We start from the raw sequence: 10673 nt of genomic DNA, 5'->3' as shown, positions 1-10673 counted from the left end.
CTTGGACGTTGGAAGCTGTGTCAGCAGGTCATTGGCCTTGCCCGTCTCATTCATCGCAGTGCCTCATCGACTCATGCCAAGAAGGCTACGAGCGTACTCGCGCATGGGCGCAGCAAGCAAATCCCTGGGCGTCTGGTCGTGGAACGTCAACAAACCGCCACGGCTTTTGATACGGACCGTGTCTATCAGGTAGCGGGTACTGGTTTCGATGAGCATCATCTGTACCACGCCGCTATCCCAACCCAGTCGGTCCACGGCCTGTTCGTCGTACCACTCGTCCCCATTGCCAATGCGGTCATCGGTACGAGCGAAACGGGTATAGAGCACGTAATCGGCCCCAAATGAGCGTGCCTGCGCAATGGCCTCTTCCAGGCCCAGCGGTGCCTCGGCACGGCGTAGCATCGGAAAATACTCAACGAAGCTTTTGAAGGCCTCTTCGGCCACCGCATTCTGCTGCGGGACCGGGCCTTTACCGGGCGGCACGAATGCACCTTGCCCAATGAAGATAAAGGAATCGGGCTGCAGTCGGATCGACAGCGTACGACGGGTATCGCTGTGATCCAGCAGGCCGGCATCGCTCATGTGGTAGCGAACACCTTCCCCCATATCACTTACTTTCATGCACCCGGCCAACGCCGCAAGCGTCAGCACCAAGACCAGGCTCCGCATCATTCCTCCAAGGGCCGGCGTCAAAAAAGCCGGCGAATGGCTGACGAATGCAGCTTTTGCGCCAGTTTTGGGTTGGCCACACGCCTGGGCCGGTGCTGACTCAGCTGGCTGGGTCGGGGTCGCGCTTGCGTTTGTTGCCCATGCGTACGCCGATGTCCATCAGGAACTGGAAGAAGCCTTCTTGATCTTCCAGCACATTGCTCCAGAACGGGGAGTGATAGAGCGCTACCGCCCCATGGACCAATGCCCAGGCGGCACAATAGTGGAAATAAGGGGGTACATCTTCAAGCTTGCCCTCACTGATGCGGCCTTTGATCAGTTGCGTGAGGCGGTCGAAGTTGGAGGCGCGAATGCTATGCAGTTGCTCGACCATTTCCGGCACCTGGTTACCCTTGACTACCTTCTCTTCCAGACGATCGAAGAGCCTGTAGCGTTGCGGGTCGCGCATGCGAAATTCGAAGTAGGCACGAGACAGGGCTTCCTTGTCGCGGTCTACATCGGCCGAATGCAGAAGCTCATTGAGGTCGCGCTCGTAGTCGAGCATCAGGCGCAGGTAGATCTCTGCCTTGGACTTGAAATGCTTGTAGATCGTGCCTTTGCCGATACCCACGGCGTCGGCGATCATTTCGACGGTGACGCTGTCCTCGCCTTGCTCGAGGAACAGCTTGAGTGCGGTGTCTAGGATTTCCTGTTCGCGACGGCGAAACTCACGGACCTTACGAGGTTCTTTCTGCATGGGAAGGACTGGCTGACGATCGAAGCGGATTATTATGCCTAACTTGCGCGAAATTGCACGGATCATCCGTGGTCACCTCTGTTTTCGGTGGTGTGCGGGTGATCCTGATCGTTGGCAGCCTGGCCTGGAGTATTCCAAATCTGTTTAAAAAACGATCAATTTTGCCTGGCATTGTGCGTAGCCTGGGCAATACTCAAGGGGTCGGCGCGGCGCATCCCCCCGAGTGACGCGGCGATAAAGGTACTCAGGGACCGCGTACCTTTGTTCTACTCCTAATGGTCTTAACCCGGATTCCCCCCCAGAAGCCGGGTTTTTTTTGAGGGGGGGTTGGGTGGCTAGCGTAAAGCAGATCCCCGCGACCCCCACGCTACCGTTCAGCTCTTGCTCTTGCTCTTGCTCTTGCTCTTGCTCTTGATCTTGATCTTGATCTTCGCGACTTCAGAAGGCCGAACGCAGGTCTTGCGGAGGGAGGTGACAGGCATGGATGCCTGTCAAGCGCTGGGCCCCAGGATGGGGCCTGCAGCGCGGTCCTCCCGGGAGCAAGCCCGGAGTGAGGGAACCCCGAAGCGCAGCGTAGGGGCCGTATGAACGGAGCGCAGCCTTTTTTGGTTACTTTTTGTGGCGTTTGACAAAAAGTAACTCGCCGTAAGGGCGAAAAGGTGATTAAGCGTCGCCATCGCAAATGGACTATGCGCTCTATCAATACCCACACCAACCCATCGAACTTCAAACTTCAAACTTCAAACTTCAAACTTCAAACTTCAAACTTCAAACTTCAAACTTCAAACTTCAAACTTCAAACTTCAAAGCGTGGGCGCATATATCGAGTTGGTATTCATTGGCGCGGGTGGCGCACAGTCACCCTTCCGCCTTTACGGCGGCTCACTTTTTGTCTTGTCAAAAAGTAAGCAAAAACCGCCTGCTCCTATCATCCGGCCCCTACGCTGCGCTCCGGGGTTCCCTCGCTCCGGGCTTGCTCCCGGGAGGACCGCGCTGCAGGCCCCATCCTGGGGCCCAGCGCTTGACGGGCATCCATGCCCGTCACCTCCCTCCGCAAGCCCTGCGCTCGGCCTCCTGAAGTCGCGATCTGCGGCGCCTGGACTACAGCGCACTTAGGAGCAAGAGCAACTGCAGCTGCAGCTGCAGCTGCAGCTGCAGCTGCAGCTGCAGCTGCAGCGTTAACTCAGAGTATGCGGCTTAGCAAACCCTTGCCAACGGAAACAACCGCTTGAAGTTTGTAGTGGTCTGCTCAGCCAACTGTTCATAGCTGACACACCGTAATGAAGCCACATATTCAGCGACTTCCCGCACATATTGAGGCAGGTTAGGTTTACCCCGATAGGGAATCGGCGCCAAATACGGCGAGTCGGTTTCCACCAGAAGCCGATCCGTCGGCACCTGCCGCGCCACCTCCCGCAACGCCTCGGCATTACGGAACGTCACGATCCCCGAAAGCGAGATGTAATACCCAAGATCCAACGCCGCCTTGGCCATTTCCCAGTCTTCGGTAAAGCAGTGCAGAACGCCTGCCTGCGGCAAGTTCGCCTCACGCAACAGCGCCAAGGTATCGGCACGGGCCGCTCGGGTATGGACGATCACCGGTTTTCCCGTCTGCCGCGAAGCTTCCAGGTGCAAGCGAAATGACGCCTGCTGCAGTTCGGCAGCTTCCGGCTCGTAATGGTAATCCAGGCCGGTTTCACCGATCGCCACTACATGGGGATGGGCCAATTCGGTCAACAGCCAGTCCAGGGCAGGCGCTGCACCCGGCGCCAGGTCCAGCGGGTGAACGCCTACCGAGCAATCCACATCGCTGTATTGCTCGGTCAACGCTTTGACTGCGCCTGCATTTTCGGCACTGACACCGATGCACAGAAAGTGCCCGACACCCCGAGCGCGTGCTGCCTTCAAGGCAGCATCGAGCGAACCCCCGTGGGCGCTGAGGTCAAGGCGGTCAAGATGGCAATGGGAATCTACAAGCATGGGTACACACACGGATAAGGATTAAAGTCAGCGCCCAGTTGGCAGTTGTAGCCAATGGGCCAGCAACGATTCGATCAGCAAAGCACGGTTCAGGTTCGCCTTGCTCAACACTTTCTGACGCTGCTCAAGGATCCAGGCCTGAACCTCGAGGACGTTGGCCGGACGGCTCTTTTGCGCAAGGTATTGCACCACCTTGCGCATGTCGGCCATGCCGAGCCCATCATCGTCCTGGGTCAACTGGTAACGCAGGATCAGCTGGGCCCAGTCGAAAAACCAATCGAACAGCAACAACAACGGCACGGCTGTCCAGGCGTCGGCCAACTGGCTGGGCGACTGCTGCTGCTTGAGCAGCTTCTTCACACCGTCGGTCACCAGGGCACGCTGTTCATGCACGCCGTGTTGATGAAGACTCAGGGCCAACAGCGGCGAGCCGGCAGACAAGGTCAACAGATCGTCACGCCGGGCCTCATCAGTCTCCGGCAAGGCGCTGGCCAGCCAGGCATGGCTCTGGGCCTTGGTCGGCTGTGGACAGGTGACCTGCTGGCAACGGCTCTTGATGGTAGGCAGCAAGCGGCTGGGTTGGTGGGTCACCAACAGCAGCACCGTGTCGCCAGAAGGCTCCTCCAGGCTTTTGAGCAGCGCATTGGAGGCGTTCACGTTCATCGATTCGACAGGCTCGATCATGACGACCTTGCGCCCGCCCAACTGCGCGGTCTGAGCGACGAATGCAACCAGTTCACGGACCTGATCCACCTTGATTGGCTTGTCCAGCTCTTCAGGCTCAAGCATGAAGTTGTCAGGGTGACTACCGGCCTTGAGCAAATGGCAGGACTTGCACTGGCCACAAGGCAGCGTGCCATTAGGCCGCTGGCACAGCAGCCGCGCCATCAGACGCTCGGCCAGATCACGCTTGCCTATCCCCTTGGGACCGTGCAGCAGATAGGCATGGGCATGCTGGGCGCGGCCAGCCAGTTGCTCCCATAGCGTCTGCTGCCAAGGATAGGCATCAGCCACGGCAGCGCTCCACGATACCTGGCAGCAATCTGTCCAACGCTTGCTGAACGTTCGCCAGCGACTGCGACGCATCCAGCAACGTATAGCGTTGGGGTGCCGCAGCTGCGCGTTCCAGGTAGGCGCGACGGACCGCCTCGAAAAACGCCTGCCCTTCCTGCTCGAACCGATCCAGCCGCCCTCGCGCTGCGGCGCGGGCCAGGCCTACTTCGACTGGCAGATCAAACACCAACGTCAGGTCAGGGCGAAGGTCGTCCTGCACGAACTGCTCAAGCGTCGCGATACGGTCGACGGGCAAGCTGCGCCCGCCCCCCTGATAGGCGTAAGTTGCATCTGTGAACCGGTCACACAGCACCACCGCCCCACCCGCCAGCGCCGGTCGGATCACCTGTGCAAGGTGTTGAGCGCGTGCAGCGAACACCAACAAAAGCTCGGTATCGGCGTGCATCGCCTCATCGCTCGGCGACAGCAGCAACTCACGAATCTTTTCAGCCAGTGGCGTGCCGCCTGGCTCGCGGGTCAGCACCACGTCCAGCCCTTGCTCGCGCAGCCGGGCAGCCAGGTATTCCCGGTTAGTGCTCTTGCCCGCGCCTTCGGGGCCTTCCAGTGTAATAAACAAGCCGCTCACATACAGTCCTTATTGGGGGGCGTCGGGCGCCGACGGTTCGGTCGCCCGATCGCCATCGACCTTACCCTGTTCAGGCGCAGCGGCCGGAGCAGATGCATCATCCGATGCTCCCGCCTCAGGCGCCTGAGATGAACCGGACGGCGCCACATTGTCCGAGGGGGTTGGCTGCGCGGTGCCGGGGCTTGAGCGGTAATCTGCCCGACGCTTGAGCTGAAACTCGCGCACAGCAGAGTTGTGATCGTCCAGGTCATCGGAAAAGACGTGGCTACCGTCACCGCGCGCGACGAAGTAAAGGCTGGTGCCATCTGCCGGGTTCAACGCCGCATGGATGGCCTCACGGCCGACCATCGCAATAGGTGTCGGCGGCAGCCCAGTCATGGTGTAGGTGTTGTAAGGCGTCGGCTGGCGCAAATCAGCGCGTGTGATGCGGCCGTTGTAACGCTCGCCCATGCCATAGATGACCGTTGGATCGGTCTGCAGCATCATGCCCAGGCGCAGACGGCGGACGAAGACGCCTGCGATCTGCCCGCGTTCCTGTGGAATGCCGGTTTCCTTTTCCACCAGCGAGGCCATGATCAGTGCCTGATAAGGATCACGATAAGGCAGGTCGCGGGCGCGCTCCGCCCACTCGCGCGCCAGCACCTCTTCCAGGCGCATGTAGGCTTGCTGCAACAGTTCCACATCGCTCATGCCGCGCACGAAGCGATAGGTGTCCGGAAAGAAGCGGCCCTCCGGGAACACGCCAGCGTGCCCCAGCTTTTCCATGACTTGGGCATCGGAGAGGCCATCAAGTGTCTGCTTGATCTTTTCGTGCTTGGCCACCGCCGCGCGCACCTGGCGGAACGTCCAGCCTTCGACGAGGGTCAGGTTGTATTGCACCACGTCGGCCCGCTGCCAGGCGTCGAAAAGCTGTTTCACGGTCATGCCGGGGGTCAGGCGATACTCGCCCGTATGCAGCGGCACGCCGGCCATGTTGAAGCGCCAGTACAACCTGAGCCATAGCGCGTCGTCCAACAGCCCCTCTTGTTGCATGCGGTAGAACATGCGATTGGGCGTAGCGCCATTGGGCACATCCAGCAGGCGCTCCTGTGCCACATGCACAGGTTGATCCAACACCGAATGGACCTTCCAGGCCGACCAGCCAAGGGCCAGGCCCATGACGATCAGGCACATTTCCAGCAGCAGCAGGAATTTACGTCTCACGAATTCAGGTTTCCAGTAACGTACGGGCAACGGCCTGCAACGTTCGGGTGAGCGGGCCAGGCAGCCAGTTTAGCGCGCCTGCAGTGCGGACGGGCCAGATGCCGTAAACACTATTGCAAACGAATGCTTCATCAGCCTGTCCGAGCTCATCGAACGCCAGGTCACGCACTTGCACAGGGATATTCATCAGCTTCGCCCGCGCCAGCAGTGCGGCGCGCATCACGCCCGCTACCCCGCAGCGATCAAGCTTGGCAGTAAGAAGCGTGCCTTGCTTGACCAGGAACAAATTGCTGTAGACACCCTCGATCAGCCGGCCCTGACCGTCACGCATCAGACCTTCGGCGTATTCGCCGCCCTGCCATTCGGACCGTGCCAGCACCTGCTCGAGGCGGTTGAGGTGTTTGAGCCCTGCCAGCAAGGGTTGTTCCCCGAGCCGGGTCTGGCACATGAACAGGCGCACGCCCAACTCGGCGTGTTCGGCTGGGTAGATGGGCAACGGGCTGGCTTGCAGGATGCGCCGCGCCACGACGCCAGATGCGGGTGCATACCCGCGCTGGCTGTCACCGCGGGTCAGGATCAGCTTGGCCACGCCCTCACCCAGCTGAGCGGCATAGCGTCTTACTTCATCGGCCACCAGGGCCACGTCGGTGGCGATGGACAGGCGCTGACAGCCCAGTGCCAAACGCGCCATGTGCTCATCCAGCAGCGAGGGCTGCCCCTTGCGTACAGCGAAGGTCTCGAACAGACCATCCCCATACGCCAACCCGCGGTTGTGCAGGTTGATCGCAGCCGCAGGCGTGCCATCGACCCAGCTTTGCATCACTCGGCGAACCGGCGGAACACCAGGGAGCCGTTGGTGCCACCAAAGCCGAACGAATTGGACAGCACGACATCGATCGGCATGCTGCGGGCCTGGTGCGGCACGAAGTCCAGGTCACAGCCTTCGTCCGGCTCATCCAGGTTTATGGTGGGCGGCGCCATCTGGCTGTTGATCGCCAACACACTGAAGATGGCCTCCACCGCACCGGCAGCCCCCAGCAGGTGCCCGGTCATCGACTTGGTGGAGCTCACGGCCAGCTTGTAGGCGTGCTCGCCGAACACGCGCTTGATGGCTGCCACTTCGGCCAAGTCCCCCGCCGGCGTCGAGGTGCCGTGGGCGTTGATGTAGCTGACCTCCTGCGGCTGCACGCCGGCATCGCGCAGGGCATTGACCATGCAACGGGCTGCGCCTTCGCCCGATTCGGGTGGCGACGTCATGTGATAAGCATCACCGCTCATGCCAAACCCTACGAGCTCGGCGTAGATCGTTGCACCCCGTGCCTTGGCGTGCTCAAGTTCTTCGAGCACCAAGGCACCGGCACCGTCGGACAGGACGAAGCCGTCACGGCCTTTGTCCCAGGGGCGACTGGCCCGCGCAGGCTCATCGTTGCGGGTGGAAAGCGCGCGCGATGCGCCAAACCCGCCCATGCCGAGCCCACAGGCGGCCATTTCAGCGCCGCCGGCGATCATGACGTCAGCCTCGCCATGCGCAATGTTGCGCGCAGCCATGCCGATGCAGTGGGTACCGGTGGTGCAGGCGGTGGCGATGGCGTAGTTCGGCCCTTGCAGGCCCAGGTGGATCGACAGGAAGCCGGAGATCATGTTGATGATCGAGCCTGGCACGAAGAACGGCGAGATGCGCCGAGGGCCTGCGTCGTGCAATGTACGGCTGGTCTCCTCGATATTGGTCAGGCCACCGATGCCCGAGCCCATGGCCACGCCTATGCGCTCACGGTTGGCGTCGGTCACTTCCAGGCCGGCGTTGCGCACTGCCTGAAAACCGGCTGCCAAACCGTATTGAATGAACAGATCCAGCTTGCGAGCCTCTTTGGCCGACAAGTACTGTTCAACCTCGAAGCCCTTCACCGAGCCACCAAAACGGGTGGAGTAGGCAGAAAGATCCGTATGCTCGATCGGACCGATGCCACTGCGGCCAGCCAGAATGCCCTGCCAGGTGCTCGGTACATCGGTACCCAGTGGCGACAGCATGCCCATACCGGTGACCACGACGCGTCTACGCGACACAGTACTCTCCTTTTCTAATGACAGAGTTTCTTGCCATTGCATCCAGTTGGACGGAATGAAATGGCAACAAGCTCTCGATGCGGGGCCTGGCAGCCGACACGGCGACAGCCAAAGCTTGCAAAGAAAAAACCGCACGCCAGTCAAGGCAGTGCGGTTTTTCCCGACAAGAAGCGTCGACTACAGCGTCTTAGGCCTGGTGGCTGTTGACGTAGTCGATGGCAGCTTGAACGGTAGTGATCTTCTCGGCTTCTTCGTCAGGAATCTCGGTCTCGAATTCCTCTTCCAGAGCCATCACCAGCTCAACGGTGTCAAGCGAATCGGCACCCAGGTCATCGACGAAGGACTTCTCGTTAGTCACTTCTTCTTCCTTGACGCCCAGTTGCTCGGCGACGATTTTCTTGACGCGTTCTTCGATGGTGCTCATACCTAGTTTTCACTCCTAATGGATATATGTCAGGCAGCTGGCCGGTGGCTAATTTTATAGAAGAACGTCCGCTTTTCAAGCTCAACGCGCCTTCAGCCTAGTCCCACGACCAGCCCCCTGGAATCTGATTGCAGCTTTATAACGGATTTTAGGCTCGCAGTATGACTCTTTTTTTACGAAATCCGTCACATTGAACGGCGATATTACATGTACATCCCGCCATTGACGGGCACGGTTGCGCCCGTCACGTACGCTGCGCCGTCAGAGGCCAGGAACGAAACCACCTTGGCGATTTCATCTGCCTGACCCAGGCGGCCCAGCGGAATCTGGGTCTGCAGGGCTTCGCGCTGCGCTTCTGGCAGCTCGCGGGTCATGTCGGTATCGATGAAACCCGGAGTGACCGAGTTGACGGTGATACCGCGCGAGCCCACTTCACGCGCCAGGGCGCGACTGAAGCCTTCCAGACCGGCCTTGGCCGCAGCATAGTTGGCCTGCCCAGCGTTACCCATGGCGCCGACCACCGAGCCGATGCTGATGATACGGCCCCAGCGCGCCTTGGTCATGCCGCGCAACACGCCCTTGGACAGACGGTAGAGGCTGTTCAGGTTGGTATCGATGACATCGAACCACTCGTCGTCCTTCATGCGCAGCATCAGGTTGTCACGCGTGATACCCGCATTGTTCACCAGAACGGTCGGCGCACCGAACTGCTCGCCGATGGCCGACAGTACCGAATCAACCGATTCGGCGCTGGTCACGTTCAGCTCCATGCCGGTACCGGCAATACCATGTTCCTTCAGGGTCGCGGCAATACGCTCGGCACCCGAGGCCGAGGTCGCAGTACCGATGACGGTGGCGCCTTGGCGACCCAGTTCCAGGGCGATGGCCTGGCCAATGCCACGGCTGGCGCCAGTGACCAGTGCAACTTTACCTTGCAGGCTCATGCAAGCTTCTCCAAATCAGGCCAGTGCCGCACGCGTGGCGGCAACGGCGTCAGGGGTGTTGAGGTTGTAGGTGGTTACGCCATCGGCGCAGCGCTTGTTGAGGCCAGCCAGGACCTTGCCCGGACCGCACTCGACCAGGTGCACCGCACCGTTGGCAGCCAGCGCCTGGACGCACTCGACCCAGCGCACGGGCTGGTACAGCTGGGCCAGCAGATCACGCTTCAGCGCCTCCAGATCGGGTGCGATAGCAGCTGTCACATTCTGCACAACCGGAATCTGTGGCGCCTGCCACTCGATGGCATTGACCGCAGCGGCAAATCGTTCGGCCGCAGGTTTCATCAGCGCGCAGTGCGACGGTACGCTGACTGCCAGCGGCAAGGCGCGCTTGGCGCCTTTTGCCTTGCACAGCTCCATGGCCCGGTCCACGGCGGCCTTGTTACCGGCGATCACCACCTGGCCCGGCGAATTGAAATTGACCGCGCTGACGACTTCGTCTTCAGCCGCTTCGGTGCAGATCTGTACCACGACGGCCTCGTCCAGCCCCAGGATTGCGGCCATGGCACCGTGCCCGGCAGGCACGGCTTCCTGCATCAACTGGCCGCGGCGCTCGACCAGGCGAACGGCGTCCTTGAGGCTAATGCTGCCCGCTGCGACCAGGGCACTGTACTCACCCAGGCTATGACCCGAGACGAATGCAGGCTTGGCGCCGCCCTCCTCAAGCCACAGGCGCCATAGCGCAATGGAGGCGGTCAGAATGGCCGGCTGCGTTTTATCGGTCTGATCGAGTTGCTCTTGCGGACCTTCCTGAACCAGTTTCCAAAGGTCGTAACCCAGCGCCTCGGAAGCTTCCTTGAAGGTCTCGATGATCACCGGCTTCTGCGCGCCGAGCTCGGCGAGCATGCCCAGCGACTGGGAACCTTGACCTGGAAAGACGAATGCGAGAGATGCAGACATTGAACAAGCCCTTATGATCTTGTCGTCGGATAGAGGCGCCTGGCGCATGCCGGGCGCAGA

12 protein-coding genes are annotated in these 10673 nt (G+C 60.6%); 1 reads left to right on the top strand and 11 read right to left on the bottom strand.

Annotated elements, in window-relative coordinates:
* Window positions 1-63: 63 nt before the first annotated feature.
* Together CRP40_RS14810 and CRP40_RS14805 are read right to left on the bottom strand one after the other, a co-directional pair.
* Window positions 64-669: a DUF4823 domain-containing protein gene (locus tag CRP40_RS14810; protein ID WP_027914366.1), complete on the bottom strand. Its 606-nt coding sequence runs from the start codon at window positions 667-669 to the stop codon at window positions 64-66.
* A gap of 100 nt (window positions 670-769) precedes the next feature.
* Window positions 770-1405, bottom strand: coding sequence for a TetR/AcrR family transcriptional regulator (locus tag CRP40_RS14805; RefSeq protein ID WP_023535859.1), 636 nt, complete (start codon window positions 1403-1405; stop codon window positions 770-772).
* A 68-nt stretch (window positions 1406-1473) separates the two neighbouring features.
* Between CRP40_RS14805 and CRP40_RS22010 the strand changes: the two genes are divergently transcribed.
* Window positions 1474-1632 (top strand): hypothetical protein, encoded by a 159-nt coding sequence (locus tag CRP40_RS22010; protein ID WP_154665224.1) that lies wholly within the window; start codon window positions 1474-1476, stop codon window positions 1630-1632.
* A 970-nt stretch (window positions 1633-2602) separates the two neighbouring features.
* Here the strand turns inward: CRP40_RS22010 and CRP40_RS14795 are convergent.
* The 9 genes from CRP40_RS14795 to fabD form a co-directional block, all read right to left on the bottom strand.
* The gene (locus CRP40_RS14795) at window positions 2603-3385 is read right to left on the bottom strand and encodes a TatD family hydrolase (RefSeq protein ID WP_027914365.1); all 783 of its coding nucleotides are present in this window, start codon (window positions 3383-3385) and stop codon (window positions 2603-2605) included.
* 27 nt (window positions 3386-3412) lie between these two features.
* Window positions 3413-4399 (bottom strand): DNA polymerase III subunit delta', encoded by a 987-nt coding sequence (locus CRP40_RS14790; RefSeq protein WP_027914364.1) that lies wholly within the window; start codon window positions 4397-4399, stop codon window positions 3413-3415.
* Window positions 4392-5024 (bottom strand): dTMP kinase, encoded by a 633-nt coding sequence (tmk, locus tag CRP40_RS14785; protein ID WP_027914363.1) that lies wholly within the window; start codon window positions 5022-5024, stop codon window positions 4392-4394. The genes CRP40_RS14790 and tmk overlap by 8 nt, the downstream gene beginning before the upstream one ends.
* A gap of 9 nt (window positions 5025-5033) precedes the next feature.
* Window positions 5034-6227: an endolytic transglycosylase MltG gene (gene mltG / locus CRP40_RS14780; protein ID WP_042139780.1), complete on the bottom strand. Its 1194-nt coding sequence runs from the start codon at window positions 6225-6227 to the stop codon at window positions 5034-5036.
* A gap of 4 nt (window positions 6228-6231) precedes the next feature.
* Window positions 6232-7047 carry an aminodeoxychorismate lyase gene (gene pabC, locus CRP40_RS14775; RefSeq protein ID WP_027914362.1) on the bottom strand — a complete coding sequence of 272 codons (816 nt, stop codon included), beginning with the start codon at window positions 7045-7047 and terminating at the stop codon, window positions 6232-6234.
* Window positions 7047-8291, bottom strand: a complete 1245-nt coding sequence (gene fabF / locus CRP40_RS14770; protein ID WP_023533084.1) for a beta-ketoacyl-ACP synthase II — start codon at window positions 8289-8291, stop codon at window positions 7047-7049. Before fabF ends, pabC begins: the two co-directional genes overlap by 1 nt.
* Before the next feature lie 187 nt (window positions 8292-8478).
* Window positions 8479-8715 (bottom strand): acyl carrier protein, encoded by a 237-nt coding sequence (acpP, locus tag CRP40_RS14765; RefSeq protein ID WP_027914361.1) that lies wholly within the window; start codon window positions 8713-8715, stop codon window positions 8479-8481.
* A 203-nt stretch (window positions 8716-8918) separates the two neighbouring features.
* Window positions 8919-9659: a 3-oxoacyl-ACP reductase FabG gene (gene fabG / locus CRP40_RS14760; protein WP_027914360.1), complete on the bottom strand. Its 741-nt coding sequence runs from the start codon at window positions 9657-9659 to the stop codon at window positions 8919-8921.
* Between the two features lie 15 nt (window positions 9660-9674).
* Window positions 9675-10613: an ACP S-malonyltransferase gene (gene fabD / locus CRP40_RS14755; protein WP_027914359.1), complete on the bottom strand. Its 939-nt coding sequence runs from the start codon at window positions 10611-10613 to the stop codon at window positions 9675-9677.
* Window positions 10614-10673 lie beyond the last annotated feature (60 nt).

The sequence above is a fragment of the Pseudomonas sp. URMO17WK12:I9 genome (assembly GCF_900230165.1).
Lineage (GTDB): Bacteria > Pseudomonadota > Gammaproteobacteria > Pseudomonadales > Pseudomonadaceae > Aquipseudomonas > Aquipseudomonas fulva.
This window is presented reverse-complemented; position numbering and strand designations above follow the sequence as displayed.